General features: G+C 36.9%; 37 protein-coding genes. 30 read left to right on the forward strand and 7 right to left on the reverse strand.

What is annotated here, in order from left to right; all coding sequences use genetic code 11:
* Positions 1 to 46 precede the first annotated feature (46 nt).
* The 20 genes from C1638_RS17445 to C1638_RS17530 all read left to right on the forward strand — a co-directional run bounded on the left by C1638_RS17445 (position 47) and on the right by C1638_RS17530 (position 11,255).
* Positions 47 to 250, forward strand: a complete 204-nt coding sequence (locus tag C1638_RS17445; RefSeq protein WP_109623091.1) for a hypothetical protein — start codon at positions 47 to 49, stop codon at positions 248 to 250.
* 143 nt (positions 251 to 393) lie between these two features.
* Complete coding sequence (locus C1638_RS17450) at positions 394 to 2,457, forward strand: hypothetical protein (RefSeq protein WP_109623093.1); 2,064 nt, start codon at positions 394 to 396, stop codon at positions 2,455 to 2,457.
* A 14-nt stretch (positions 2,458 to 2,471) separates the two neighbouring features.
* Entirely contained in the window at positions 2,472 to 3,350 is an 879-nt protein-coding gene (locus tag C1638_RS17455) for an AAA family ATPase (RefSeq protein WP_109623094.1), read from the forward strand.
* Positions 3,350 to 3,979, forward strand: a complete 630-nt coding sequence (locus C1638_RS17460) for an ATP-binding protein (RefSeq protein ID WP_109623096.1) — start codon at positions 3,350 to 3,352, stop codon at positions 3,977 to 3,979. Before C1638_RS17455 ends, C1638_RS17460 begins: the two co-directional genes overlap by 1 nt.
* Before the next feature lie 18 nt (positions 3,980 to 3,997).
* Complete coding sequence (locus C1638_RS22185; protein ID WP_123838393.1) at positions 3,998 to 4,384, forward strand: hypothetical protein; 387 nt, start codon at positions 3,998 to 4,000, stop codon at positions 4,382 to 4,384.
* A 1-nt stretch (position 4,385) separates the two neighbouring features.
* Entirely contained in the window at positions 4,386 to 4,745 is a 360-nt protein-coding gene (locus C1638_RS17465; RefSeq protein ID WP_123838394.1) for a hypothetical protein, read from the forward strand.
* The gene (locus C1638_RS22430; RefSeq protein WP_165826554.1) at positions 4,735 to 4,911 is read left to right on the forward strand and encodes a hypothetical protein; all 177 of its coding nucleotides are present in this window, start codon (positions 4,735 to 4,737) and stop codon (positions 4,909 to 4,911) included. The genes C1638_RS17465 and C1638_RS22430 overlap by 11 nt, the downstream gene beginning before the upstream one ends.
* Complete coding sequence (locus C1638_RS17470) at positions 4,908 to 5,606, forward strand: DUF3164 family protein (protein ID WP_109623100.1); 699 nt, start codon at positions 4,908 to 4,910, stop codon at positions 5,604 to 5,606. The genes C1638_RS22430 and C1638_RS17470 overlap by 4 nt, the downstream gene beginning before the upstream one ends.
* A gap of 11 nt (positions 5,607 to 5,617) precedes the next feature.
* Positions 5,618 to 6,034, forward strand: a complete 417-nt coding sequence (locus C1638_RS17475) for a hypothetical protein (protein ID WP_109623102.1) — start codon at positions 5,618 to 5,620, stop codon at positions 6,032 to 6,034.
* A gap of 4 nt (positions 6,035 to 6,038) precedes the next feature.
* Positions 6,039 to 6,467, forward strand: a complete 429-nt coding sequence (locus tag C1638_RS17480; protein WP_109623103.1) for a hypothetical protein — start codon at positions 6,039 to 6,041, stop codon at positions 6,465 to 6,467.
* A complete protein-coding gene (gene dcm / locus C1638_RS17485; RefSeq protein WP_317047567.1) occupies positions 6,467 to 7,525 on the forward strand; it encodes a DNA (cytosine-5-)-methyltransferase in 1,059 nt (352 codons plus the stop codon). Before C1638_RS17480 ends, dcm begins: the two co-directional genes overlap by 1 nt.
* 5 nt (positions 7,526 to 7,530) lie before the next feature.
* On the forward strand, positions 7,531 to 8,532 hold the full coding sequence (locus C1638_RS17490; RefSeq protein ID WP_109623106.1) for a nucleoid-associated protein: 1,002 nt from the start codon (positions 7,531 to 7,533) through the stop codon (positions 8,530 to 8,532).
* Between the two features lie 16 nt (positions 8,533 to 8,548).
* On the forward strand, positions 8,549 to 8,767 hold the full coding sequence (locus tag C1638_RS17495; RefSeq protein ID WP_109623108.1) for a hypothetical protein: 219 nt from the start codon (positions 8,549 to 8,551) through the stop codon (positions 8,765 to 8,767).
* Positions 8,768 to 8,771: 4 nt separating this feature from the next.
* Positions 8,772 to 9,305 carry a hypothetical protein gene (locus C1638_RS17500; RefSeq protein ID WP_109623110.1) on the forward strand — a complete coding sequence of 178 codons (534 nt, stop codon included), beginning with the start codon at positions 8,772 to 8,774 and terminating at the stop codon, positions 9,303 to 9,305.
* Between the two features lie 6 nt (positions 9,306 to 9,311).
* A complete protein-coding gene (locus C1638_RS22755) occupies positions 9,312 to 9,620 on the forward strand; it encodes a helix-turn-helix domain-containing protein (protein ID WP_109623112.1) in 309 nt (102 codons plus the stop codon).
* Positions 9,598 to 9,927 carry a hypothetical protein gene (locus tag C1638_RS17510; RefSeq protein ID WP_123838395.1) on the forward strand — a complete coding sequence of 110 codons (330 nt, stop codon included), beginning with the start codon at positions 9,598 to 9,600 and terminating at the stop codon, positions 9,925 to 9,927. The genes C1638_RS22755 and C1638_RS17510 overlap by 23 nt, the downstream gene beginning before the upstream one ends.
* Positions 9,927 to 10,238 (forward strand): hypothetical protein, encoded by a 312-nt coding sequence (locus C1638_RS17515; RefSeq protein ID WP_109623115.1) that lies wholly within the window; start codon positions 9,927 to 9,929, stop codon positions 10,236 to 10,238. The genes C1638_RS17510 and C1638_RS17515 overlap by 1 nt, the downstream gene beginning before the upstream one ends.
* Positions 10,229 to 10,474, forward strand: coding sequence for a hypothetical protein (locus tag C1638_RS17520; RefSeq protein ID WP_109623119.1), 246 nt, complete (start codon positions 10,229 to 10,231; stop codon positions 10,472 to 10,474). The genes C1638_RS17515 and C1638_RS17520 overlap by 10 nt, the downstream gene beginning before the upstream one ends.
* 66 nt (positions 10,475 to 10,540) lie before the next feature.
* Entirely contained in the window at positions 10,541 to 10,750 is a 210-nt protein-coding gene (locus C1638_RS17525; RefSeq protein ID WP_109623121.1) for a hypothetical protein, read from the forward strand.
* A gap of 76 nt (positions 10,751 to 10,826) precedes the next feature.
* Positions 10,827 to 11,255 (forward strand): hypothetical protein, encoded by a 429-nt coding sequence (locus tag C1638_RS17530; protein WP_109623123.1) that lies wholly within the window; start codon positions 10,827 to 10,829, stop codon positions 11,253 to 11,255.
* A gap of 259 nt (positions 11,256 to 11,514) precedes the next feature.
* Here C1638_RS17530 and C1638_RS17540 read toward each other — a convergent pair whose 3' ends face one another.
* Genes C1638_RS17540 through C1638_RS17570 form a run of 7 tightly spaced genes read right to left on the reverse strand, consistent with a single transcriptional unit; the run spans position 11,515 to position 17,253 of the window.
* Positions 11,515 to 11,970: a hypothetical protein gene (locus C1638_RS17540; protein WP_109623126.1), complete on the reverse strand. Its 456-nt coding sequence runs from the start codon at positions 11,968 to 11,970 to the stop codon at positions 11,515 to 11,517.
* Between the two features lie 2 nt (positions 11,971 to 11,972).
* Positions 11,973 to 12,521 carry a hypothetical protein gene (locus tag C1638_RS17545; protein WP_109623128.1) on the reverse strand — a complete coding sequence of 183 codons (549 nt, stop codon included), beginning with the start codon at positions 12,519 to 12,521 and terminating at the stop codon, positions 11,973 to 11,975.
* 22 nt (positions 12,522 to 12,543) lie between these two features.
* Complete coding sequence (locus tag C1638_RS17550) at positions 12,544 to 13,389, reverse strand: phage head morphogenesis protein (RefSeq protein WP_109623130.1); 846 nt, start codon at positions 13,387 to 13,389, stop codon at positions 12,544 to 12,546.
* Positions 13,390 to 13,448: 59 nt separating this feature from the next.
* Positions 13,449 to 14,687 (reverse strand): phage portal protein family protein, encoded by a 1,239-nt coding sequence (locus C1638_RS17555; RefSeq protein WP_165826555.1) that lies wholly within the window; start codon positions 14,685 to 14,687, stop codon positions 13,449 to 13,451.
* A 10-nt stretch (positions 14,688 to 14,697) separates the two neighbouring features.
* Complete coding sequence (locus tag C1638_RS17560) at positions 14,698 to 15,159, reverse strand: phage protein Gp36 family protein (protein WP_109623134.1); 462 nt, start codon at positions 15,157 to 15,159, stop codon at positions 14,698 to 14,700.
* Between the two features lie 5 nt (positions 15,160 to 15,164).
* The gene (locus C1638_RS17565) at positions 15,165 to 16,697 is read right to left on the reverse strand and encodes a hypothetical protein (RefSeq protein WP_109623136.1); all 1,533 of its coding nucleotides are present in this window, start codon (positions 16,695 to 16,697) and stop codon (positions 15,165 to 15,167) included.
* Positions 16,690 to 17,253: a helix-turn-helix domain-containing protein gene (locus C1638_RS17570; RefSeq protein WP_123838396.1), complete on the reverse strand. Its 564-nt coding sequence runs from the start codon at positions 17,251 to 17,253 to the stop codon at positions 16,690 to 16,692. Before C1638_RS17570 ends, C1638_RS17565 begins: the two co-directional genes overlap by 8 nt.
* A gap of 167 nt (positions 17,254 to 17,420) precedes the next feature.
* Here C1638_RS17570 and C1638_RS17575 point away from each other — a divergent pair, with 167 nt between their 5' ends.
* The 10 genes from C1638_RS17575 to C1638_RS17615 all read left to right on the forward strand — a co-directional run bounded on the left by C1638_RS17575 (position 17,421) and on the right by C1638_RS17615 (position 24,903).
* On the forward strand, positions 17,421 to 18,380 hold the full coding sequence (locus tag C1638_RS17575; RefSeq protein ID WP_109623140.1) for a caudovirus prohead protease: 960 nt from the start codon (positions 17,421 to 17,423) through the stop codon (positions 18,378 to 18,380).
* A gap of 97 nt (positions 18,381 to 18,477) precedes the next feature.
* Positions 18,478 to 19,395, forward strand: coding sequence for a hypothetical protein (locus C1638_RS17580; RefSeq protein WP_109623143.1), 918 nt, complete (start codon positions 18,478 to 18,480; stop codon positions 19,393 to 19,395).
* Between the two features lie 10 nt (positions 19,396 to 19,405).
* Complete coding sequence (locus C1638_RS17585) at positions 19,406 to 19,783, forward strand: hypothetical protein (protein ID WP_123838397.1); 378 nt, start codon at positions 19,406 to 19,408, stop codon at positions 19,781 to 19,783.
* Entirely contained in the window at positions 19,780 to 20,088 is a 309-nt protein-coding gene (locus tag C1638_RS17590; RefSeq protein ID WP_109623147.1) for a hypothetical protein, read from the forward strand. Before C1638_RS17585 ends, C1638_RS17590 begins: the two co-directional genes overlap by 4 nt.
* Positions 20,089 to 20,096: 8 nt before the next feature.
* A complete protein-coding gene (locus tag C1638_RS17595) occupies positions 20,097 to 21,302 on the forward strand; it encodes a DUF2586 family protein (protein WP_109623149.1) in 1,206 nt (401 codons plus the stop codon).
* Entirely contained in the window at positions 21,286 to 21,726 is a 441-nt protein-coding gene (locus C1638_RS17600) for a hypothetical protein (RefSeq protein ID WP_228428202.1), read from the forward strand. Before C1638_RS17595 ends, C1638_RS17600 begins: the two co-directional genes overlap by 17 nt.
* The gene (locus C1638_RS17605; RefSeq protein WP_109623151.1) at positions 21,726 to 22,061 is read left to right on the forward strand and encodes a hypothetical protein; all 336 of its coding nucleotides are present in this window, start codon (positions 21,726 to 21,728) and stop codon (positions 22,059 to 22,061) included. The genes C1638_RS17600 and C1638_RS17605 overlap by 1 nt, the downstream gene beginning before the upstream one ends.
* Before the next feature lie 29 nt (positions 22,062 to 22,090).
* Complete coding sequence (locus C1638_RS22705; protein ID WP_262509809.1) at positions 22,091 to 22,219, forward strand: hypothetical protein; 129 nt, start codon at positions 22,091 to 22,093, stop codon at positions 22,217 to 22,219.
* A gap of 18 nt (positions 22,220 to 22,237) precedes the next feature.
* On the forward strand, positions 22,238 to 24,187 hold the full coding sequence (locus tag C1638_RS17610) for a phage tail tape measure protein (RefSeq protein WP_109623152.1): 1,950 nt from the start codon (positions 22,238 to 22,240) through the stop codon (positions 24,185 to 24,187).
* Positions 24,184 to 24,903: a DUF6046 domain-containing protein gene (locus C1638_RS17615; RefSeq protein ID WP_109623154.1), complete on the forward strand. Its 720-nt coding sequence runs from the start codon at positions 24,184 to 24,186 to the stop codon at positions 24,901 to 24,903. Before C1638_RS17610 ends, C1638_RS17615 begins: the two co-directional genes overlap by 4 nt.
* The last annotated feature ends 2 nt before the right edge of the window (positions 24,904 to 24,905 follow it).

Genomic DNA, 24,905 nt, shown 5'->3' on the forward strand with positions numbered 1-24,905 from the left:
GAAATTATTGCAATATATTTGTTCCAATAACGGAACTAACAAGACAATGAGCAAACCTACGAAAAAAAGACAAAGTTACAATACGGATATCCTTAATGTATTGTCAGAAGAATTTGAAGTAAGTACAAGATTCGTGAGAATGAGTATTAGAAAAGAAAAACAAAGTAGAACAGCAGACAATATACGTAAGAAGTATTATGAGATGATAAAACCTACACAAGACGCAATTGAACAATTCAAAAATCAATAACATGAAATTTATTTATAACACAAAGAAAACTTGGCATTATTCACTTGATGGAAAAACTATTGAGTTTAGAATTAAGCATTTACTATTCAGCGGTCTTATTTCATGGACAGTAAGATCAGAATTTCCTAATACAATACTATAATATGCCTCACTTTTGGAATAATACAAATAATGTAGCGGTTACCGTTGAGGAACTTATTCCAAGGTTTTGGAGTAGTCAGAATGTTCTATCTAAGGAAATCAGCAGAAACAGACATAAAACTTATGGAGTCAAACCACTTCAAAGAGGCTGCCGAAATAGAAAACTTATCATTGATTTTGATAGCCTACCTACCCATGTGAAGGAAGCGTTAGGAGATCCTCGAAAGATGGAACATAATTTACTTTATTTCTACAAAACAGATTCTATCGCAGTAGATTTTTATACAAGTTTTAGCCGTCCAGACGGAACCTACCTACTCCCCTCTGAGCAGCAAAGATATATTACCAATGCGAGTGTTTTAATTTCTTTGCTTCAATTGAGAGAAAAGCATATTACAGAGCGCGTAAAGTTGGGAATGTCCTTAAAAGGTATTAATACTTTTCTATGTGATGAATCAAACAGTTTTAATGCATATCTGGCAAAAATGGAATTACCCACTCATAATCTACCAACACACTCAACTAGATTTAAAGAGACTTTAAATGCATTTGAAACAGAATTTAAATATAAGAACATTACCTATCAATTCAATTACCTGTCAATTATTAAAGATGTTGAGGGAAAAAGAAAAATCAACCCCTTGAAAGTAGATGAAAACGTATTGATGATTTTAAACGGGCTTTTTTCTACTCAAAGTCACAAACCTACAGCAACAGAAATACATCGGTCTTATGATGCTTTTTTGAGTGGATATGCAGAGGTTTATAATGAAACCACAGGAGAAGTATACAATCCAAAGGAATTTCCTAAAATTTCGGAAAGTACAGTAAAGGCGTATTTGTCTAAATGGGAAAACAAGGCAGCAACTTACAAGACCAGATCAGGAGACAGGCAACAATACATGGGTATGTTTAAACCACATCATCAATTAGAGGCTCCAAAGTTCGCTGGATCTATCATATCGATTGATGACAGACAACCACCATTTAAAGATCTTACTGGAAAGCGTGCATGGTTTTACAATGGAATTGACCTAGCTAGTGAATGTTTTACAGTTTTTGTTTATGGAAAATCAAAAGAAGGAATTATTACTGAGTTTTATCGCCAGATGGTAAGAAATTATACAGAATGGGGTTTTAATCTGCCATCAGAACTTGAAGCTGAATCTGCATTGAACAGCAGCTTTACAAAAACATTCCTACAGGATGGCTATATGTTTGAAAATGTAAGAATTGAAGCAAATAATGCAAGAGGTAAAAGAATTGAACGCTTTTTTGGAGCATTGAGATATGAAGTTGAGAAAAAACGTAAAGGATGGCTGGCACGTCCGACGGCAAAATCAGAATCGAATCAGCAAAATTCGGGTGAAATTCCACAAATTCCATACGATGAAATAATACAAAACGGGATCGATGACATTTTTGAGTGGAACAATTCACCACATTCAAAGGATCCAAGCCGTACCCGTTGGGAATATTTCACTGAAATGCAACATCCCAACCTGAAGCCAACCAACTGGAAAGCTATTTTACCATATCTAGGTTATAAAGTTCCAACATCCTGTAACGGTGGATATATAAAGCTGCAAGGCAAGAAAAGGGCCATCGCAATGAATGGTATGATCTCGTTAGGGAATGATCTAATTACATCACTAAAAGCTATTGAAGGAAAAGACATTGATGTTTATTGGTTGGATGATAATCAGGGAAATGTTTTAAAAGCATTAGCATTTTATCAGGATCGTTTTATTTGTGAAGTCCAGGAGATGCCAAAATATAACAGAGCTATCATTGAAAGAACCGATGCAGACGAAAAAGCGAGGGAAATACAAAGTTCTTATACAGCAAGTGTAGATGGATTTATAAGAAAACAGGAAAAATCATTGCTACGTATCAACATCATAGAAAAACCAAAACCACATCCGAAAAATGGATTCTTTATTCCTGGTATGAACCGAAAACAATTTGTTGAATCTGGGGCAACAGAAATAATTGATACACCAGATGACGAAGTATTTAATACCCAACCTCCAACAGTAAACTGGAGAAACTCATTTTTTAAATAGTAAAAATTAACGACATGATAAACTTAACAACAGAATACAAGCATCAAGTAAGGTTAGCACTTTTGGAACGTCGTCCAAATTTTGGAGGGACAGATGCACAATTTGCGAAAATATATGGCATATCTGGAGCTGTATATAGCAGACTGAAAGCGGGAGAAATTGAAAAAATAATCTCGGAAAGTCAATGGTTACAAATAGGCCGTGAATTGGATATCAATACAAAAAAATCAAACTGGAATGTAGTAAGAACGTCTGTTTATCAACAAATTCAAGATAATATCAATTTTTGTCAACACTTCAGTGCATCAATGATTCTTGTAGATGACTGTGGAATTGGTAAGACTTTCAGTGCAAGACACATTGTTAAATCATTAAAGAATGCTTTTTATTTTGACTGTTCTCAGGCAAAGACAAAACAGCAATTTATCAGATTATTGGCTAAAACATTGGGGATTGATAACAAGGGTCGATATGTAGACGTAAAGGCCAATCTTAAATATTACTTAAAACAACTTGATAACCCGATTATTATTTTGGATGAATTGGGAGATCTTGAATACACTGCCTTTTTGGAACTTAAAGAACTGTGGAACTCATCGGAAGGAGTTTGTGGATGGTATATGATGGGGGCGGATGGTCTACGAGCAAAAATTGAAAGAGGAATCAGCACCAATAAAGTTGGTTATGCAGAAATATTCCGAAGATTCTCTGAGGAGTTCATTAAGCTGACACCTACAGGTGTGGCTGATCGTAGAGCATTCAGGTATGAGCTGCTTACACAAGTTGCCAATGCCAATTATTCTGGTGATGACGTTGGAAGATTGGTAAAACAATGCTTAGACAAAGATAAATCATTATCAGCTTTGGAAACACTTATCAAAATTAGTGCATAATGAGAACGAAGACTTTAAAAAGCATAGTTGAAAAAAACATCGAAAGGCTGGAGCTTGACGGAGTTTGGAAAGAAGCATTCGGCAATCCAGGACGAAAAGGAAAAGTTTGGCTTTTCTATGGTGAAGAGAAAAACGGAAAAACATGGTTTTCTATTCTATTTGCGGATTATCTGGCTAAAAAAGAATCAATACTATATCTGAGTGCAGAAGAGGGACTGGAGGAATCCTTTCAGGATGTTTTAAAACGGGCTAACGTAGATGTTACGAATAAAAAGTTTAAGGCATACGGAAAAGGCGTATTGCTTAATGAATTAAATGAGTATTTGAGTTCACGATACGCTCCTAAAATCATCTTTATCGACAATGTAACGGTTTATGTAGATGAATTGAAAAACGGAGGCTTAAAAAAGCTTATTGACAATCACCCAGATAAACTTTTCATTTTCATTGCACACGAAGAACGCGGAGAACCCTATACGGCAACAGCGAAAATGATTAAAAGGCTTGCTGATCGAATTGTAAGAATTCAGGGGCTTGTTGCCACAGTTGGTGGTAGAACCACGGGCGGAAAGTTCGTGATTGATGAACATAAGGCAATGATCCTTTTCGGATCCGATATCACAGATTAACAATTTAAAATTCACAATATGGCAAATACAAATTTAGAATCAAATAAGAGAAAAGCAGTCCGAAAGTCTATAGGATTGGATCTGCTGGGATATGACAACCTTATCCACAGATATTATGTGACTTGGTGCGAGTCTATATCAATGAAATTTAAGTATTCAGATCGCGACTTGATCGTGAATGATAGTCTCTTGAAGTATTATCAAAATCAATGGGCTATTCTGGTTGAAAACAGATTACTGCTAGAATATGGGGATTACATAAAAAAAGATCTTCCAGACACCTATCATTTTTACTATGAAATCCTACGGGAATATGCTGAAAATCTTGAAAAATTCTATCCAGCATCACTTCTACCAAAAAAGAAACTTTCAATTAATCCAAAATATCAATTTAACTACAATTAACATGAACGAAACTATTAAAATGCACCTAGATGGCATTGCAGAAGAATTAAAGGGAACTCCAAACTCATTTTTATTCTTATTAAGTGACAAAGATGATGTACATGCAGTAAAAAACTGTCCGGATCATAATGCTGCAGCTCTAATGTTCATCTACATAGATTCCACAGAATCCATAGATACAGCATTTTCAACTTATGTATTAAATATGGCTGCTGAATTAGGGGAACAACCCGAAAAAAGCTTTCAGGAACGATTATCTGACAGAATGGACGAAAAAGGAACTCCTATTCTTGAGCATCTTAGTGAAGACTATTGTCCAGAAGTGAAAGAAAGCAAAGAAATACAACAAAATGAGAAGTAATGAAATGTTTCCTCCAACAGTTGAAGAACTGGAAAAGATCATAGCAAACCTAAAAGCTATGTTGGCAGATGAAAAGCATCAGGACCAATGGATCCGAATAAATTCAGAACTCATTGAAAAACAAAAACAATTACAAGAAATAATTATTAAAGACAATACATTATGACCACTATAGACATAACATTATTATCTCCAGAAGATAGAAAAAAGCTTGTAGATCAAGCCAAGGAGATTGAAAAACAAGACAAACAGAAAAGGATTGATGACCTGAAAGCCCTTGATGATCTCGCAGCCGAAACGCTTCCTGGATCTATGCAAGTTTTACGCGAAGCATCCGAAAACCTGGAAAAAGCAAAAGCTAAAGTTTTCAGTGATTTTGAAACTTTCCTGAAAATGAAGATTGAAACAATTGGCGTTAAAAATAACCAGCAAAGCCACACGATCACTGTAGGAAAAGAAAGTATTAAACTTGGTTATAGGATAACAGATGGCTACGGCGAAAACGCTTCATACGGAATTGTAATGGTTCATAAGTTTCTGGAAAGTTTGGGTAAAGATGATAATTCTAAAAGACTACTAGGAGCTGTAATGAGGCTATTACAGCGAAATGGAAAAGGAGATCTTGACAGTAAAAAAGTTTTAGAACTAAAACAGATCGCTGACAAAGATTATCCCGGAAGCGATTTTCAAAAAGGCGTTGAGATCATTCAGGCGGAATATAGACCAAAACTGTCAAAGTGGTTTATTGAAGCTTACTATACCGATGGAACAGGTATTGAAAGAAGTATCCCACTATCAATGACAAGCGTCGATTTACCAAAAGAAACCGACCTTACTTTTTTACTACCAAAAAACAATTAAAATATTACAAAATGGATTTAACAAAAATTACAGAAGCAGCTGTTTTACATGCAAAAGAAACTTTAGGATCCGAACAATTTAACAATATTGAATTTGAATCTGCAAAGAATTCGATTATTGAAGATTTTACAACTGGAGCCAATTGGGTTTTATCCGAACAAGAAAAGCAAAGTATCAAAACCTATCAAGATTGGCAAAATAATTTCAAGGGAGACTTAGATCAGTACCTAGGTAAATCGCCATGCGAAATTGATGAAGAAATGTTTCTGTATTTAGCAGAAGTAACACCCTGCCAATATTCAGGAAATTTTTTCATACAAACGGGTGAAGCATCATGTAAAATTGATGATGTACTTCATTATTCATCATGTAGTAGTTTCAATGATAAATTTTACTTTTTAGGCATTCTGCCTGAATTTAAACAGTAAAACTATGTCAACAATTACAACACAACAAGTTTCCCAGCTGCAAACTATTTGCAGTGGGAAATTCAGGGACAGAGAAGAAAGGCTGGAAGCCATATCTGAAATGGTAGGATTTCACATTGAAAGCATCAAGGATCTAAGCGAGATGCAAGCAGGTGAACTAATTTACTTTTTCAATACTGGTAAGCCAATAGATCATTCAGCTTGGGGCTTTTTTGATAAAAGAAACTCACAGCATAAAACAGTATTGTCGCTTTGCCATACACTCGGATGGGTACAGGAAGATAAACCTCAGTTTGTAGATCTTCATAGATTGGGTGGGTTTCTTAAATCAGACAAAAGTCCGGTTAAAATGCCTTTAAAGGATATGTCAAGAGTTCAGGTTTCTAAATTAATTTATGTACTGCAGAACATTACTAATTCAAAATTTAAGTAATGATGGCAAAAACAACAAATCTGAAATTGGTTGAACTGTTTTCGGGTATTGGTGGTTTTACAAAGGGCTTTATAGATGCAGGTTATAAAATAGAAGAACATTATTTCAGTGAAATTGATAAACATACCATAGCAAATTATAAATACAACTTCAAAAATGCAAGATACGTCGGTTCAGTTGTCGATATTCGACCAGGAGACTTTAGAAACATTGATATACTCACAGGAGGATTTCCTTGCCAGCCTTTCAGCCTTGCTGGTAAGAGACTCGGATTTGAAGACACTAGAGGCACTATGTTTTTTGAAATCATTAGGATTCTTATGGAGTGTAAACCTAAATGCGTGGTACTCGAGAACGTTAAAGGTTTACTTAACCACGACAATGGGAGAACTTTTGCAACAATCTATAGACTTCTCACCGAAATTGGTTATGAAGTTGAATGTCAATTACTCAATACTAAGTGGTTTCTACCCCAAAATAGAGAGCGGATATACATTGTCGGACATCTTACAGGAAAAAGCAACCCAGGAGTATTTCCTATCGGAAAAAATGAAGAACTATATAACGAAGAAAAACAAAAGAGTGCAAGTGAAAATCCACAAAAATCTATAGCAAAATGTTTAAATGCTAATGATCGAAAGTCATGGGTTGGAAATTTCATCGAAATTCCTAAAACAGCAAAATGTTTGACTGTTGGTGGAAATTCTGGAGGATTAAACTCAGACATGACTTTGATAGAAATAGGAACTTGGAGAACTCACAAAGATGGAAATGGCTTCAGGGCAATAAAAGATAATGTTTCCCCTACAATCCCAGCAAGAGCTAGAGAGGATGGATCAGGACAACCTGTAATCTCACAAGGAAACTCAATTCGCAGATTAACAGAAATAGAATGTGAGCGTTTACAGGGATTTCCTGACAATTGGACAGAGTACGGAAATTATGACGGAACTGTAAAAAAAATACCAAAAACACAACGTTATAAAATGCTTGGGAATGCCGTAACCGTAAAAGTTGTGGAAGAGATCGCAAAAAGAATACAAATAATCAATAATTAAACAATATGAAAATTATAGTTCACAACGTAGGCAATAAGATTTTAAATGATGGGCTTATCTTATCAACAGAAGAATTAAAGCTGGAAGAAACGAGCCAGGAAATATTAATAAATTATTTTTTAGGATCCTTTAAAACGGAAGAAACATATCAATTTTACAGTGATTCTTATCTTGCAACAAATCACGTTTATAATGCAGTCAATGAAATTTTTCAGGATAAATTTTATTTTGAAAGCTATTCCCAGGATATAGCAAGATATTTATATGAAGCTGCCGAAAACCCGCGAATCCAGGGCGGTAATTTGTTTGTCGTTTATTTTCCTGCACAAGATGGAAATAGTGTTGATAAAATCGGAATTTTTAAAACAGAAAAAAGAGAACCGTTTTTAAAGATCTTTCCAATGAATCCCGAACCAATCGAACAGCATTTCGGGATCAGTTTAGATAAAATTGACAAGGCGGCATTAATCTACAATAAAGATAAAGAATCCGGATATGTTCTTTCTGTTGTAGACAATAACAAAAATGGTGATATGTACTACTGGTTCGAAGACTTTTTAAAGGTTAAACAGCGAACCGACGGTTTTTTCCATACACAGGAATCATTAAACGTTTTTAAAGACTATATCAAAAAACAGCTTCCAACAGAATTTGAAGTTTCTAAAGCTGATCAGGCCGACTTTCTGAATAAATCAATCAACTTTTTCAAGAAGAAAGAAGAATTCAAGCTTGAAGACTTCACCACTGAAGTTTTAGGTGATGAAAAGGTAATTGAAAGTTTTAATGCTTTTAAAACCGATTATGAGCAGGATATGCAGATTAATATTGCTGAAGAATTTCCGATAAGTGATGGTGCTGTAAAGAAGTCACAGGCTAAGTTTAAAAGTATCATAAAGCTTGACACGAACTTTCACATCTATGTTCATGGTGATCGCAATAAACTTGAACAGGACCAGGATGAAAAAGGCCATTTCTACAAACTTTATTACGAAAAAGATCAATATTAATTAAACAAAATCAATTATGTCAAATACAACAAATACAAATTACGGAATCAGTTTTCCCGCTTTATTAGGAATAGTATTCATTGTTTTAAAGCTTACCCATGTCATTGATTGGTCATGGTGGTGGGTTACGGCTCCTTTCTGGGGTTCATTTGCTTTAGCGGTACTAATCTTTATCATCTATGGAATAGCGCTTTTATTTGGCCTATTCTTAATTCATATCAAAAGAAAAAGATAAAAATATGATACTATCTTTTTCAAGACAACTTAATGGGAAACCTACATACTTTCCCGAAAAGATTATTGCAGGACTTTGGGTAAATAATCAGATATCTAAAAATAAAGCAACTGAATTGTTTAACCCGCAAGTTTTAGAAAAGATTATTCCTGTAAAATATCAGGAAGCAGGCAAGGTAAATTTTGCAACAATTCATAAAATTGAATTTAACAATACAATCTATCATCGTGCTAAAATCCATACAATAAGAGAGGATAAAACAGATCGCTGGAAAGATGGAACCATGATTGATTTTTTTATTAATGCAAGACAAAAAAACATGTTTCGGTTTGCCCCATCTTTTCCAGTTATTTCCACTCAATTTATTGGAATATATCCAAAAACGAAAGATGTTATTATAGACGGTAAACATTTGTTCCCTTCTGAAATAGATATTTTAGCAGTAAACGACGGTTTTTTTGATTATTATGATTTTTTTGAGTATTTCGATAAAGAGTTTCATGGTAAAATTATTCACTGGACGAACTTAAAATATTGACAAAACATGAAAAGTAAATGTAGAATCCCCAGAATTGTGGTAAAAATTTGTAATACTCTCGATGTTACCACAAAAGAAGTCCGGTCACAAAACAGAAGACAAGATTATTGCGATGCAAGAAAGATTATTAGTAATGTCTTGAAATCGGAAGGGTTGACATACGAGCATATCGGCCGAATTTTGAAAAGAAATCATAGTACTATAGTATATAACCTCAAGGAGTATGATTTTATGATAAATAGTAATAGGAATTTCCAATATAAAGTATCAGTAATAAAACAAGTCTTGAAAAATGAAAAAGCTGCTTACACTTGACAACAGTAAATTATTGGTTTTAAACAACTGTATGCAGATTTTAGACACATTGGATCTACAAAGTCAAGCGAAAAACCTTAGATCTATTGTTTCGATTTGCAAAGAACTTAGAACCGAGCTACTCAAGAAAGCAATTGAAAGGCGGGAAAAAAATAAAAGTTTTGCTTTGAAACTAACATATTATAAGGCTGAAGCTTTATTGGTTTTTCTCAGAGACTATGAAATTTACTTTCCCGATGAATTTGGATCCTACGAATCCAATGCAATATTACAAATGAAAAACGAACTACATAAACAATTAATCTAATGGAAAAAGATCACTCAAAAAATATGATCACTCAAAATATTGAAGCCTTGGAAAATTCAGAGCATTTTAATGAAGTTATAAAAAAGTTCGGAAATGTGGGAGTGACAGTTGAAGACCTGAAAGCTTTTGCTATTCGTATGAGTTTAGCTTTCCAAAATCATACAGATGAACTCAAAAAAATATCATCATCTGCGGAAACAGCAACCCTTTTAGTAAAAAAAATAGGAATAGTGACTGAAAATAATTCTTTTCCTACAAATGGTGTTAATCCATTTTATAGACAACATCAAAATAAAAGAAAATGGAAATAAACGGATTTGAATACTCACAACAGGAGGTACTGGACGCGCTAAAGGCAAAAGGGTATTTAATACTGAATTATGAAACCTATGAAGAAACCCCAATTCATGGAAGTTGTTTTGCCCGGACCAATATATCAACCAAATGTGCAGTTAAAGGAAACGAGCTGCCATCTGATGATAATATATGGCATTTAGTCGCAAAACGAATTTTCTCAAAACCGGAAAGTAAACCATCTTTAATTTAAAAAAAAACGGATATCCGTAATGTAAAAAAAAATCTTCAATATAAATTTGTAAAACAAATAAAGCTTATGAAATCACTAACAATTACAGGAGCAAAGGGGGCGTTTAAAAATGCTCTAAAAGAGTTTTCAACAAACGATGTCAAAGAAAGAGTTAAATATAAATTGGTTGTTTCAGAGCCTAATCTTGAAACAACAATCACATTTTTTTCTGTTAAAAAGAATGGCGTTTTATCATCTGTGGATGTTTTAAGAATTAATAGTATCATGTCTTCTTAAAATGAGTGTTTGGTGAGAGGTGTGGACCTAAGGGTTCGCACCTTTTTTTTTGTAACTTTGTGTAAACAATATTAGTATGAAAAAGCTTTTTTTATTTTTTATTCTCCTTTCTGGTTTGGTTTTTGGTCAGAAACAGTTATACAAAACTTTAACATATAATGATTTAATTACTTTCTATAATGGAAAATTAAATGTTAAGAGTGAAAGTTTAACTGAAAATATTGAACGCTGTAAGTATATTATAAGCACTGCAAAAAAGGAAAACGATGAAACAACCTTATCAGTGTTTTCAATGCTCTTAAAAGGGCTGATTAATGCGAATCAAAGTGATAAAGACAATCCATACGTATCAATTTACACAGATGCTTCTTCTTATAATTTCTATGATGATAAAAATCAATTTGTAGGTAGGATATATAAAGAGAAGTTTGAAGAAAATTTGGAAATAAAAGGGAATAGTGCAGAAACACTTTTAGAGTCCTATTACTATTTATTACAAGATTAAAAGCAGTGTTTTCACTGCTTTTTTTATTATATTGCATAATGGAAATTACTTCCATATATTTGCATAAAGTATGAGTAAACCATTACATAGAAACACTTTACTGAGATATCAGAAAATTAGGGATCTATATATAAAACACAAAACAGAAGACATTCCTGATACCGTTGTTTTGCGTAAGTATATTTATCCTTTTTACCCTATTTCCCGAACTACATTAAATACAATTCTAAATTGTCCTATAGAAAGGCAATTGAATGAATTAACAACCATGTAACCCTATTGAATAGGTTACAATAATTTCTTTTATTCCATCATCCCTTTTTATCTGTTGAATTGATACCCTTGACAATTCGCCTGACTCTGGAAGAGGCTTCCATCCGTGAAGAATTTTATGGACTCTGTTTACAGTTTCCCATATCTCATATCCCTTTGTTTTTTGGCTTAGTTTTGCTGCGGTGTTGGTAGGGCTTAACTTTAGTTTTGCAATCGTTATTTCAATGGATATCACCCCCTGCTGTTCGGTTCCTGTATCATTTGAATAGCTGTAGGAATTATTTGAAAACTGACCAGATGCAAAATCCACGAGGGCGCAAGGCCATTTTACAGGACAATCGGAACCATAATACTGCAACTGTCCCCAATTCTCATCAATATATTTTAGGTCTGTAACTTCCTGTTCTAATTTTTCATTGATATTTAAAAGTAATTTTTCCATAATTATTGTTTTAGGTTGTTTTTTAGGTAATTATTTAAGTCATTAATATTCTTATCTACAATCTTCTCAATAACGACTTTTATTTTTGGATGCGGTCCAATTACGCGTCGGCTTGGAATTTTTATTTTTTTACCGATCGGCATTAGAGCCAGAGCTTTCCATTGCTGAGCTTCTATACTTACCTGTTTATTGTTCCTACTTTGGCTTATTGCTCCGGTTTTCTTACGTTTTATTTGCCCCGTTGAACGGTAGAACATGGCCCAGAAGTATTTTTTCATTTGCGCAGTTACTTTAATTTGTCCACCCTCATTTTGAATAGATGCATATGGCAGGGAGTTTGAGAACGCAATTTTTTCACCCTCTATTTTTGCCCGATATCCTCTTCTTAAATTGTTGGATCTGGCCATCATTGATCCTTTACGATTTATCAGCTTAGTACTTGGCCATTTTTTATCAAAGAAAGCCTTTCGTTGAAAGTTCCTGTCAAACTCATCCATCAACTCAATTCTGACATCATTAAGAATGTTTTTATGAAACTGATTGAAATCCATATTTTAAAATTAATTATATTTTTTATTCCGGTAAAAGTTGATTTTTCACAACTTCAGCATCTTTCACTTTATTGTACGGATGCTTTGGTGGAAATACTTTTTGTTCTGCTCCGGGATTAAACCTGAACATTTCTAACCTGTTCTTTCCATCCTTACCAATTTGGGTTGTAGCCTTTTCCCCCCGTTCCAATGATTTTTTACTGTCAGATAATTCGTATTTATCTTTCAGTACTTCAACGGCTGTACATCTACATCGCCAGCCATTAGGCGGATAATAGGACAGCCAGAAAGGATCATCCTTTGGAAGCGTGGTATCTTGTAGAACCCTGTGGTTTTCACGTACCCTGTCATCGTTTGCGGTTCTGTATTGGAGATAATAACGACCATCAGGATCAGTTGCAGCCCAATTGGATGCCATTTGTGAACTGCTAATCGCAAACTGATATTCTGACTCTAAATAGTTTTGATTGTAGTTCTGATTGATCTTGTTGAATTCATAGGCAAACTTATCATAACTTTTAATTTGTCCCTTATCATCCATCAGTATTGATGAGGCCTCCAATAATTGAGCGTGGGTTTTTAGGCCTGCAAATACAAAGGCATCGTTCTGAAGCTTGGCCAGCATTTCGGACGGGATATCATTGTCCTGAATAACCGGATCAAAAACTTTGTAGGTCTGATCTATCAGGTCACGATATGGTTTTTCGTTAATATCTTCAGGTTTATATCCTCCTTTTTTATGTAGGTGTTTAAACGCCTTTTCAGCCGCCTTTAAAACGGGTTTAAATTTGTCATCATCACTTTTCGCGGCAAGGGTTATTCTTTCGGCCTTACAATTATCACAGCCACATTCATAGAGCGATGACAATCGTAGATGTAATCCACTAAAGTATATTGCAGGGCTGACAGGCCGATGACCATCAGCCCTTACACGAAAAAACTTTCAGCAGCATTGAGGTTACTGCCTTGAATTGCTGAAATCGCTGTTTCTTTTTTACCCATGATGGCAATACCGAACTTTTCCTTCATCCATTCCGGATCAACATCGAAATATTCCAACGCCTGAAGGGTTCTTTGCCAAAGTGTCTGAAGATCCTCTGAAATTTCCCATCCAAAAACGTAATCAGCAGGAACAATCCCGATTCGTGCCAGTGCCGGCATGACCTTGGTGTTCATGTACATTTCTACAATCGCCATATCAGCCAAAACCAATTTTGACAACATCTTTTGTCCGGATTCGTCCTTGGACCTTGATCCATGTTCTGTATCCTGTCCGATGATGGCACCGGAAATTAACAGCGAATTCTGTTGGTCACAATACTTTAATAGATTTCCATAAACATCGCCACTTGTTTGCACTCCGTTGGCAAATGAAAATTCCTCCGTAGAATCAATAATGAACCACGCAGCGGCCCCCATGTCCTGCATCATCTTTTTCCCCCTTGTCATTGAAGCCGGATCCTGAGTGTCTGTTTTCATTACCCTTGGTGGAATCCCGTGGATCTCACACAATTCGGACCAACAGCTTTGCGCGAATCTTTTGAATAGTGCATGTGGAATAGCCTTATTTAACAGCCCAATTTCACCCGGCTTTCCAAACTCCAACAGCCATGTTCCAAATTCCGGTAGTTCACGGTACAGCACGCCCTTTTCTTCATTATAGTCAGGTAAGAACGTTCCCTTTTTAGCCAATACATTGGTTCGGGGAATCAGTTCAGCTATTAATTGAGGTTCATTTAACCCCTCCTGTTTCCAATCAAGCTCTACCAATGAGTGACCATAAAAACGAGTGTTAATGATCTGCTTAATCAATTCATTGAAAAGCTCTGAATTTTGCAGGCTGTCAGTTAGTTCCTGATCTATATCACCGCCTTTCTTTTTAAGATTAAATGTAGAGCCAAGAGAATCCTGTATTCTGTTTTCTATCTGTGAGGTTAGTTGTGTATCATCAAGAATATATTCATACAGCTGATAAAGCATGTAAACAGCAGGATTGTCGGTGTTCCTTGCTCCATTGAGGGCTGTTCGCCATTTGGCAATGTCCTGCCTTGTTTGGCTGACTGATTTTTCAATGATCTGCGGAAGCAATTTGTTTCCGGTTGATTTTCCTGCTGTTTTGGCTGCCAGATTGTGCTGACCTCCTTTATTTCGGTTTCTTCGAGACATAAGTAGTGTTTTATTCGTGTGTGAATTTTGTTCTGGAACCATAAAGGAACGGTCCTGTATCATCACTGGAACCATCATCCGGATCCGGTTCAATTGTAGGGAGTGTACTTAAATTAAGTTCACCATTTCCCAATTTTTTAAGCCATGCTATTGCACGGTCATACCGTTCTTTTGCCTGTTCCATGATGATATCAACATTGCTCAGATCCATAATGTAGAATTTTGCAATCGTGATTCCATGGCGAACAATAAGCGCATTTCTGGCGGATCCTGTCTGGCTTAATATTTTATCAACATCATAGAGTAAACGACCATCTTTCCACTCCCTTTTATGGTTGCCGGATAGATAGCTCCGTATTTCCTCTTCAGCAGCCTGTAGGCCCTGATAAACAATGTCATCGTTGCCCTCTGTGATCTCTTCGATCTGGTATTCATAAATGTTTGCTCCCAGATCTGTAATATTTAAAAACATAATTATTAGTATTTTCGGTCTTCAACTTGTTGAACTGCATAATCCAGCCCCTCTTTTTGTACCCTGGTATCAATCATTGTTTTGGCTCCCTCCACAGCATCCGGACCGTCCATTTCCCTTGATTCCGGAGAAACTCCCAGCCATTCATCCTCCAGTAATATCATCATTGGATTGTCCTTTTCCTCTTCATTGAAAATGATGTTTCCATCATTATTGTCATCCTTCATGTTTTCAATCCTTTCAAACTTATCGGCCTTTTTTCGCTTGTCTTCTCGCAGTGGTAGCTTAACACCCTTATTCTTTCTGTATTTTTCAAGCAACGGCTTTATGACCTGCTGATAGTGGGGATCCTGTAGGGTATTGTTTTCGATAAACATTTTCTTGGTGTCAATTCCATGTCTATCGAGATAGTTATAGGCTTGGCCAATCCATCCAACGAAATCCGAATTGGTAGCCTTGCCAAGCCATGCCTTATAGATGTAGTATTTTCCATCATATAAGCCAACAATAACAACAGCCTTTGAGCTGTTCTTTTTCTCGGTTTTATTTGATGGTGATGGATCGGCATAGGTAACAACCTTTTCACAGCTCTTTAATGGTGGACATTTCCCCCATACAAATTGCTTCAGCGTGTCACCCTCTGCATTGGGATTGTTGTAATACTCCTTTTGTTTTGCCCTTTCGGTCATTTTCCGTTTTCCCAAAGTATTGTAAAACATCCGGTGTATGGCCTCCTTGGTATTTTTTGCCCAATTGGAATTTCCTTTTTCATCAGTAAGGCTTATTTTTTCCCAACAATCCGCCATTTCACCCAGAATGGTGATCGTACAATATTTATGGATTACGTTACCATTAACAATGATTAAGAGATCTACAGAAACCGACCTTGTAGGAAACACCGCCTCCATAAGCCAGTCTGTTGCATTCTTAACCCTGTCCTTATTTCTACATTTTTCATCTGTATCAAAGTCATCGACCAAGATACCGTCCGGACGGGCTGCATCGTTACGGGTACCCCTTGGAGACATCCCTTCACCCAATGCACGAAAAGAAAAACCAAACTTGGAAGTAAATTCGTTATCACTCCATTTACCGACAACCTTTTGAACCCCGTAATCACTTATAATCCTATTATTGGATTCAAGAATATTTTTATACGGTGCAAGTAAACGGATGGCATTGTCTTCTGTATTGGAGACCATTAACCAGGTCTTTTTCTTTTTTGTAAAGCATAGGTAAAGAACCTCCATCATGGTACGGGCTGACTTGGCCATCTCTCGTGACCATGACCGGACTTCAAACCATTCACTATTTTGTGTAACCCTTTTCGTTGCCTCAATATGAAAGGGGGCTGGTTTATGAGTATAGAAGTTTGGAAAGTAGTAAGCAAACCATTTTTCAGGATCAGCTTCTAAATTAGCGATCCTTTTTTGCTTCGCTTGTTGTGTTTCCTTGAGATCAACAGGAGTAGCTTTCGACATATTTTCTCGAAATAGATCCCAGTTATCAAGGTGCTTTTTGTCTGATAACTTAGCCATGGTTCATCTGTTCTCTTATAAACATATCGAATAACTCACTGATCTTTCTGGAAAGTGGAAAATCTATATCCCTGACGTATTCACAGAATGTCATTGCAATTTTTACGGTTTCCCCAACAGAAACATCATTTTCAAGCTTCTTAATGGCATTGGTGATCTTAACAATCATATCAGCCTCCCTAGATGTTGGGTAGTTTCCGATTTTGACCGGATAATCCTTTTCATCATATTTTTGATACTCCAATTTTTCAGAACCATCCTTTTGCTGGACCTTAATTGGTTTTAAAAGATGTTCGGGAACATCATATGTGATTTTACGAGTAGTAATATGATCGTTTAGTCTATCCAGCTGTTCATATAGTAAATTGATTTGATTGGCTTTTGTTGCCATCAATGATTTTTTCAGTTTTTTCCATTCTCCATCATTGGCAGATATCCATTTGGCAATAGTTTTTTCCGTTACTCCAGCCTTTTCGGCAACTTCCTTTTGAGTAAGATTTTTTTCTGTGAATAGGAACTTTGCAAATTCCTTTTGTTCTGTTTTTTTTAAGCCCATGGTATTTATTTCATGAGCAAAATTGCCATTTACAGGGCCTGTGCAAAAGAATGTGTTCAGTTTCTGAACAACATTGTACAGTTTCTGAACACATGTGTTCAGTTTCTGGTCACTTTTTTTTTTTCGAGATGATATCGTCAAATCTTTGCCATGTAAAACGACAAAAAATGTCTCGAAAGAAATTCATACTTAACGATGAAACAAAGATCAACCAGTTCGGATTTAGAGTGCGAAACTCTGGGTTAAAGCTTTCACGCTTTATTAATAATCCAGTGATTTTGGATTTTCATAAACCAGGTAATGAGGCAGTAATTGGCCGCTGGGAAAATATTCAGATCGAGGGCCATTTATTAACTGCCGAGGCGGTTTTTGATATGGATGATCCAAACGCTGCATTAATAGCTGGAAAAGTTGAAAGGGAATTTATAAAGGGTGCCAGTTTAGGACTTGATCCTTTTTCAATGAACAATTTTGTTTTGGCACCTGATGATATCTATGATCTTGTAGAAGCTGAAATAATGGAAGCATCAATCGTTGCAATACCAAACAATGCAAACGCTCTGACAGTAAAACTTTATGCCACATCAGAAAATAGCATTAAAGAGTTCGCAGAAAATGAAGTTACTGAAATTCTACTGATGGCATCTGATTCACAAAAATTTAACCTTAATAATTCAATGAAAAAAGTAACATTAACGTTGTCAGCCGTAGCTGCTTTAAATCTACCTGGTAACACACTGGAACATGATGAAAATCTAGTCAATGATGGAATCATCAAATTAAAGTCAGAACTGGATGCTGAAAAAGCAAAAGTAAAGGCATTTGAAGACCTCGACAAAGAAAAGAAATCGAAATTATCAGCCGATGCAGTTGATGCCGATATTAAAATTGGTAAGATTGACGCTACCAAAAGAACAGACTTCATTAAACTTCATGCTGAACAGCCGGACCTTTACAAAAGTATTATCGAAGCCGTTCCTGAAAAAGGGAATCTAGGTGCGAAAATCAACAATCCGGCAGGTCCCGGAATCGTTAAGACATTTGATGATTTCCAAAAATTGGATCTATCGGCTCAATTGACCTTTAAAACCACTTATCCAAACGAATATCAAGCTCTTTTTAAGTAAGCAATTTCTCATAGTTTAAATTTTAATGTTGGAAAGCTCCTTTACGGAGGAGCTTTTTTTTTTTTAAAAAACTAATAACCATTTTAATTATATAAAAATGCCACAAAATTTTCCGGAAGCATGGTTAAACCGTGTAATCCAAAACCTAAATAATGCAGAGCAGGCTTCTTTCCTTGATGGAATTGCAGAACTAAACGCTGAAATTCATGTTGTAAATGGAGGATCTGCCACAGAACAGAATATTATCTACGTTCCTGTAACGGATTTTGAAGTTGATATCCTTGTCAATAACAATACATACCCAATCGCCTTTCAGGAATATACTGACGATACTGTACAAATCAAATTGGATAAGTATCAGACTAAGGTAGTAACCTTAAGGGATGATGACACATTAGGTGCATCGTATGATAAAATTGATACCGCTACCAAGTCAATGACAAGGGGAATCAATGTTGAAAAGTACCAGAGGGCAATTCACTCCATTGGTCCGTTAACTCATACGGTAAAAACACCAGTAATTGAAGCTACTGGATTAATGGCAGGATCAACAGATCCGCTAATGGATGGAACCCGTCCAAGGCTTGTATACGATGATATCGTAAGAGCAAAAGAAGCTTGTAAAGGATTTGGTCCATGCAGGTTGGTGCTTAATGAAACCCACTGGAATGACCTATTGCTTGATAGAAAGAATTTTGGTAACCAATTGGTAGACTATGCAGCTGGTAAGCCAGCGCCTAGAATTGCCGGGTTTGAGATTCACCAATATGAGGGAGAAATGCCAATTTATACATCTGCCAAGGCTAAAAAACCGTATGGTTCAATTAAAGATGCTACAGATAAGGTTGCTTCCGTAATCTTCAACAAAGAGGGGATTGCCAAAAAAACAGGTATTACCAAGCAGTATTTTGTTAAGGCTGAAAACAACCCTACCAGACAATCCAACGATTTAGCTTACCGTCACTATTATATTGTGACACCATACAGAGCTGAAAAAGTAGCTGCAATTATCTAATAGCCATATTGTGAACGAAATATATTTAACAGCCTTAGTAGGCATTATTACTTCAATGGGAGCATGGTTTGCGGCCAGACGGAAAAACCTCGCAGACACTCAAACCTCGGAACTAGAGAATGTTGAAAAGGCTGTTACAATATTTCGGGAACAGCACGAATACATTTCCAATCAGTGGAAAGAAGCCACTGATGAAGCCAATAAATTGAATTCACTGTACAAGCAAGCCATTGCAGAAATTGGAAAATTAGAGGATCAGGTTTCAAAAATGGAAAGGATTAACAGTGAAATGCAAAAAACCAATAGTGAACTCATTGAACAGAATAAAGCTTTGATCACTGAGCTTCAAAAATACAAACAACTTAACGGAAAAACTACGACACCATGAGTGATCTATTCAAACAATACCCAAACATGTCAGAATACTATGAAACTTCTGACGGAACCCCATTCTTTAAACCCGAAACGGCTGCTACATATGCCAGGACCTTAAAGGATCAAAGAGTAAAAACAGTTTACAAATCTGATGATGATGAACAAAAAGCGGAAACCGCCAAGGAAATCATTTCCAAAACAGCAGAAATGGATCTGGAAACAGCACAGGACTATTTAGCAGCTGAAGAAAGTCTGGAACTCCCACGTACAACCGTGGTTAATGCCTTACAGAAAAGAATCGCTGAACTTCAAAAATAACAATTTACATGAAGCCAAAAATTTCAATATCATTTAATAATGGTGTTATCGGAGCGGTAACACCACTAGACAGCGGTTGCTTTGGTATCGTGGCTTCAGCGGTTGCCATTAATGATGGTTTCCAGTTAGGTACTGCCTATCAGGTTAAATCCATGCTTGATGTTGCCGCTCTGAAGTTAACCGATTCAATCGACAACCACAGGCTATATAAGGCATTGTATGAATTCTATGAAGAGGCGGGATCTGGATCTGAGCTTTGGATTTTTGGAATGGCAAAAAGTACAAAAACATCTGAATGGTTTACTCCTGTGGATGGTGTTGCACCAGTTGAAACATTCTTAAATAAGGCCAAGGGTAAAATTAGGGGACTTTTCACCGTATATGATCCTACAGCAGCCCCTGTGGTAACTGACGGCATGGATGCCGATGTTTTACTGGCTGCCGGAAAAGCCCAAACATTGTTTGATGATTATACCAACAAAAAGTATGCTCCATTCTTTACTATTCTTGAGGGATACGACTTTACAGGTAATAAGGTAGATCTTCCGGATTTGAAAACCAATGATTTCAATTCCGTGGGTATTCTAATTGGTGATACCGAATCAAGAAGCGGGACTACATCATCAAAGGGTGCCGCTATTGGAGTACTGGCCGGAAGACTGGCTGCTTATCCTGTTAGGGTTAATCCGGGTAAGGTTAGAAACGGATCATTGGCTGCACCAATTCTTTATATTAAAGACAGTGATGTTGATGACTTCGATACTGAAGCACTATATGATAAAGGCTATATCACCTTTACAACACATCAGAGCCGTTCCGGTTACTACATAATGGATGCTTCACTGGCGTGTCCTGTGAGTGATGATTATCATTACCTAACCCATCGTAGAACCATTAATGAGGCATACAGACTTGCATATGATGCGTTACTGGATTTTGAACTGGATGAAGTACCAACCACTAAGACAGGACAAATAAACGCGATCTATGCAAAAAACATGGAAAGCGCAATTGCTCGAAAAGTTGCTACCACTATGCCGGAAGATCTTTCTAAAGATGAAACCGACAAGAAAGATACGGGCGTTCGCTGTTTCGTAGATCCTAATCAGAACATAATTACAACATCAAAAATTAAGGCAATATTGGCAATCCGACAGTTTGGTTACAATAGATGGACTGAATTGCTACTAGGCTTTGATGTACAAATCAACTAAAATCATGGCAGTAGAAATACAAGGAAGAGAATATGAATGGGGTGATCTTACCCTGATTCTTGGTAATCGCGATATGGTAAGATATCGTGGGATTAAATATACCTCAAAAATTGAAAGAGAAGCCGTCTATGCCAAGGGAAGCCAACCTGTGGCGATTCAGTCCGGCAATGAGGCTTACGAGGGTGAAATCACCATGCTCCAGTCGGAGTATCAAAAGCTGGTGAAAGCTGGAGGTGGAAGTATTTTTCCGCTTATGTTGGATGGCTTGCAGAATTATGGCAATCCTACAAAGGGTGATGCCATGATCACTGATAGAATTGAATCTTTAAGGTTCACCGAAGCATCAAAGGAATTAAAACAAGGTGATAAGTTCATGGAAATTACTCTTCCATTTATCGCCCTTAACATCGAAGAAGATATCTAATGAAAAAAAACAAAACTTTAATTCAAGATCTAGTATCGAAAGCAGGTAGTTTACAAAATCAGATTAACGCCTGGAAAGCAGAACACGGTGAAATTTTCTCTTTCAAAGTAGGAAAGGATAAACAGTGTTACCTGAAAAAACCAACCCGCCAAATATTAAGCTATGCCGCTGTTGCAGCGCAAACTGATCCACTACAGTACAATGAAGTGATTTTAAGTGAATGCTGGCTTGCTGGTGATGAAGACATCAAAACCGATACGGGGCTTTTCTTGTCGATATCCCAGTATTTACCAACCCTTGTGGAAATGGTAGAAGTGGAAATGGTAAAGCTATAGAGCGGGCGGAGGTAAACGAAAAAAAAGACTTGCTACGAATATTCGATGCACAGTTAAGATACTATTTCCATATTGATCCAGACTCGCTAACCGATCAGCAATGGGCGGCACGTATTGCCGAACTTAAATACATAAGAAAAAAAGAAAACGGAAACTAATAACGAGAACTAATAACCATGAATAACGATCTACTGTATAACATTCTCCTAAAAATGCAAGGGCAAAACGCAGTCGTTGCACAGGTCAATGATGTTCAGAAGAAAACTTCTAACATGGTTAAAAATATTCAGGGCCAGATCAGCTCCATTAAGATGTCTGCTGTAATTGATCAAATAGAAAAGGTCAGTACATCAATCACTCAGTTGAACGGTCCGGGAATGAAGCTTTCCACCTCAATGCATGATCTTCAGGCCATGACTGGGGTTGCCGGGCAAAAGCTAAAGGAGATTGAGGGATATGCGAGAAATTCAGCCAAGACCTTTGGGGGTTCAGCATCTGAGGGTGTAGAATCCTATAAGTTAATCCTGGGACAATTATCTCCGGAAATAGCCAAGGTTCCTACAGCCCTTAAAAGTATGGGGGAGACAGTTGGATACACGTCCAAATTAATGGGAGGAGATACAACAGCAGCAACTGAAACTCTTACAACAGCGATGAACCAGTACGGAATCTCATTAGAAGATCCTACCAAGGCATCAAAGATAATGGCCGCTATGATGAATGTCATGGCCGCTGCTGCCGGAGAAGGGTCCGCTGAATTACCACAGATTAAACAGGCTCTTGAACAGTCTGGGATGGCAGCCAAGGCCGCTGGGGTTTCCTTTGAAGAAACGAACGCCTCAATTCAGGTTCTTGACAAGGCGGGTAAAAAAGGAAGTGAGGGCGGTGTTGCCCTGCGTAATGTCTTGGCCACTCTAGGCCAAGGGCGTTTCTTGCCAAAGGCAGTACGTGCTGAATTTAAGGGATTGGGAATTGATATCAATAAATTAAGTGATCCATCCCTTTCACTAACTCAAAGGCTTAACATGTTAAAGCCTTTGCTTAATGATTCTGCGTTGATGTCTGCTGTATTCGGCAAGGAAAATTCCAATGCTGCATTGGCATTGATTTCACAAACTTCTGAAGTTGACAAGTTAACCAAGGCGGTAAAAGGTACAAGCGTTGCCTATGAACAGGCAGCCATCATCATGGAAAGCCCTGAGGAAAAAAACAAGAGACTACAGGCACAGATTGATGATTTCAAAATCACCCTGTTCAATGCCTCAAATGGTATGATGGGATATGCTGAAATTGTCTCTCAACAAGCCCAGATGGTAGCAGGCTTGGCCCCGTTGTATAACCTGACTTCATCAGCAGTTACCAAATTAGTGGGAGCGCAAAGGCTTCAGAATTTATGGAACGCGATTACAGCGGCATCATCAAGGGTTTTGGCAGCTTCAATGTGGGGGATTCCAATTGTTTGGATTGTCGCGGGAATCGTAGCATTAATTGCGATTGTTGCGGTGTGCTGGAATAAATTTGAGGGCTTCAGGACAGTAATTTTCAAAGGCTGGGAAGCCATGAAACTATTTGGTAATGTCATAAAGGATTACGTCATCAATAGATTTAAGGAAATGCTATCCGGAGTTACAGGAATAGGCGCAGCGTTATTGGCATTCTTTAAGGGAGATTGGAAGACCGCCTGGGAAACAGGGAAGAAAGCAGCGATGGACCTGACAGGTGCCGGATCCACACTGACAGCACTTAATCAGGTGAAAAATGGTTGGAAAGGGGCAATGTCAGCTGGACAAAAGAGTTCTAACGAATACACAAAAAATAAAAATGCTAAAGATGCCGAAAAGAAATCTGGTATTGAGGCTCCTGTAGGTATTCCGGGTACTGGTGGCACTGGTGGTACTGGTGGCAAAGGAGATGGAGATGATGAAGCCAAAAAGAAAGCTAAAAAAACTTCTGACACAATTGCTACAGGTGGAACAAAACATAATTATATAACTATCCATATTCAGGAACAGATTGGAATAAAGGGTTATAACGGTTCCCAAAGTTCTGCTGCTACCACAGCGGGACAACAAATATTAGATGAACTATTAAGAGCAACGGCATCAGCCACAACAGCAGCGTCATGATACTAACGAATGAAAATGTTTTACTCGGATCTTTACTTGGAAGTAAAGCCGTTCAGCAAATACCAAGATTTGCAGCCTTTGAAAATGAGGTTGCAAAACATGTAACACCACCAATATCAATATTGCCGTTTCAAAATAAGCCACACTCAATTCATGAATCAGATGATTATGATGAGGTTTCCAGATGGATAACAGATAAGGCAAAGCCAGTAAACGATCAATTTTTTCCACTTTCATTACAAACTACAAAAGATGAAAACCCATGGTTATTACCTTGGGAGCCATATATAGATATTCAGTCAAATGTTCGTTTAGCAGAACGTTATATCGCTAAGGCCGGAACTAATCAAATAGGTTCAATAAAAGAGCGATGGTCATTAGATGACTACGATATTACCATTTCGGGTGCTTTTTATGGTCCAATTATGAGAGGAAAACCCGCGGAAACCTACCCCATAAAAGATATGGAGCGGCTTAAAAAGTACTTAATGTCAGCCGAAGCTATTCAGGTTTTTTGTGAGCCATTTCAAATATTAGGTATTAGTAGAATAGCTATAACAAACATGTCCTTTCCATTCACTAAAGGTGAATATGTTCAGGCATATCAGATTCGTGCAAAAAGTGATTTTCCATATGACCTTATCTATAAAAGAAAGAAAAAGCCATCGCTTTACGTAGGTGATGTCATTGGCGGAACTGATGAAAAATACAAATAGTC

The organism is Chryseobacterium oncorhynchi (assembly GCF_002899895.1).
GTDB classification, from domain to species: Bacteria; Bacteroidota; Bacteroidia; order Flavobacteriales; family Weeksellaceae; genus Chryseobacterium; species Chryseobacterium oncorhynchi.

Bases quoted from the DNA above. Each gene is read 5' to 3' on its own strand.
- C1638_RS17540 (WP_109623126.1), bottom strand. From the start codon at position 11,970: ATGGAAAAATTACTTTTAAATATCAATGAAAAATTAGAACAGGAAGTT.
- C1638_RS17510 (WP_123838395.1), top strand. From the start codon at position 9,598: ATGAAAAAGCTGCTTACACTTGACAACAGTAAATTATTGGTTTTAAAC.
- C1638_RS17475 (WP_109623102.1), top strand. From the start codon at position 5,618: ATGGATTTAACAAAAATTACAGAAGCAGCTGTTTTACATGCAAAAGAA.
- C1638_RS17520 (WP_109623119.1), top strand. From the start codon at position 10,229: ATGGAAATAAACGGATTTGAATACTCACAACAGGAGGTACTGGACGCG.
- C1638_RS17460 (WP_109623096.1), top strand. From the start codon at position 3,350: ATGAGAACGAAGACTTTAAAAAGCATAGTTGAAAAAAACATCGAAAGG.
- C1638_RS17530 (WP_109623123.1), top strand. From the start codon at position 10,827: ATGAAAAAGCTTTTTTTATTTTTTATTCTCCTTTCTGGTTTGGTTTTT.
- C1638_RS17605 (WP_109623151.1), top strand. From the start codon at position 21,726: ATGAAAAAAAACAAAACTTTAATTCAAGATCTAGTATCGAAAGCAGGT.
- C1638_RS17445 (WP_109623091.1), top strand. From the start codon at position 47: ATGAGCAAACCTACGAAAAAAAGACAAAGTTACAATACGGATATCCTT.
- C1638_RS17615 (WP_109623154.1), top strand. From the start codon at position 24,184: ATGATACTAACGAATGAAAATGTTTTACTCGGATCTTTACTTGGAAGT.
- C1638_RS17490 (WP_109623106.1), top strand. From the start codon at position 7,531: ATGAAAATTATAGTTCACAACGTAGGCAATAAGATTTTAAATGATGGG.
- C1638_RS17600 (WP_228428202.1), top strand. From the start codon at position 21,286: ATGTACAAATCAACTAAAATCATGGCAGTAGAAATACAAGGAAGAGAA.
- C1638_RS17465 (WP_123838394.1), top strand. From the start codon at position 4,386: ATGAACGAAACTATTAAAATGCACCTAGATGGCATTGCAGAAGAATTA.
- C1638_RS17555 (WP_165826555.1), bottom strand. From the start codon at position 14,687: ATGTCTCGAAGAAACCGAAATAAAGGAGGTCAGCACAATCTGGCAGCC.
- C1638_RS17515 (WP_109623115.1), top strand. From the start codon at position 9,927: ATGGAAAAAGATCACTCAAAAAATATGATCACTCAAAATATTGAAGCC.
- C1638_RS17545 (WP_109623128.1), bottom strand. From the start codon at position 12,521: ATGGATTTCAATCAGTTTCATAAAAACATTCTTAATGATGTCAGAATT.
- C1638_RS17525 (WP_109623121.1), top strand. From the start codon at position 10,541: ATGAAATCACTAACAATTACAGGAGCAAAGGGGGCGTTTAAAAATGCT.
- C1638_RS17500 (WP_109623110.1), top strand. From the start codon at position 8,772: ATGATACTATCTTTTTCAAGACAACTTAATGGGAAACCTACATACTTT.
- C1638_RS17575 (WP_109623140.1), top strand. From the start codon at position 17,421: ATGTCTCGAAAGAAATTCATACTTAACGATGAAACAAAGATCAACCAG.
- C1638_RS17565 (WP_109623136.1), bottom strand. From the start codon at position 16,697: ATGGCTAAGTTATCAGACAAAAAGCACCTTGATAACTGGGATCTATTT.
- C1638_RS17470 (WP_109623100.1), top strand. From the start codon at position 4,908: ATGACCACTATAGACATAACATTATTATCTCCAGAAGATAGAAAAAAG.
- C1638_RS17610 (WP_109623152.1), top strand. From the start codon at position 22,238: ATGAATAACGATCTACTGTATAACATTCTCCTAAAAATGCAAGGGCAA.
- C1638_RS22755 (WP_109623112.1), top strand. From the start codon at position 9,312: ATGAAAAGTAAATGTAGAATCCCCAGAATTGTGGTAAAAATTTGTAAT.
- C1638_RS17590 (WP_109623147.1), top strand. From the start codon at position 19,780: ATGAGTGATCTATTCAAACAATACCCAAACATGTCAGAATACTATGAA.
- C1638_RS17450 (WP_109623093.1), top strand. From the start codon at position 394: ATGCCTCACTTTTGGAATAATACAAATAATGTAGCGGTTACCGTTGAG.
- C1638_RS22430 (WP_165826554.1), top strand. From the start codon at position 4,735: ATGAGAAGTAATGAAATGTTTCCTCCAACAGTTGAAGAACTGGAAAAG.
- C1638_RS17595 (WP_109623149.1), top strand. From the start codon at position 20,097: ATGAAGCCAAAAATTTCAATATCATTTAATAATGGTGTTATCGGAGCG.
- C1638_RS17480 (WP_109623103.1), top strand. From the start codon at position 6,039: ATGTCAACAATTACAACACAACAAGTTTCCCAGCTGCAAACTATTTGC.
- C1638_RS17455 (WP_109623094.1), top strand. From the start codon at position 2,472: ATGATAAACTTAACAACAGAATACAAGCATCAAGTAAGGTTAGCACTT.
- C1638_RS17570 (WP_123838396.1), bottom strand. From the start codon at position 17,253: ATGGGCTTAAAAAAAACAGAACAAAAGGAATTTGCAAAGTTCCTATTC.
- C1638_RS17560 (WP_109623134.1), bottom strand. From the start codon at position 15,159: ATGTTTTTAAATATTACAGATCTGGGAGCAAACATTTATGAATACCAG.
- C1638_RS22185 (WP_123838393.1), top strand. From the start codon at position 3,998: ATGGCAAATACAAATTTAGAATCAAATAAGAGAAAAGCAGTCCGAAAG.
- C1638_RS17495 (WP_109623108.1), top strand. From the start codon at position 8,549: ATGTCAAATACAACAAATACAAATTACGGAATCAGTTTTCCCGCTTTA.
- dcm (WP_317047567.1), top strand. From the start codon at position 6,467: ATGATGGCAAAAACAACAAATCTGAAATTGGTTGAACTGTTTTCGGGT.
- C1638_RS17580 (WP_109623143.1), top strand. From the start codon at position 18,478: ATGCCACAAAATTTTCCGGAAGCATGGTTAAACCGTGTAATCCAAAAC.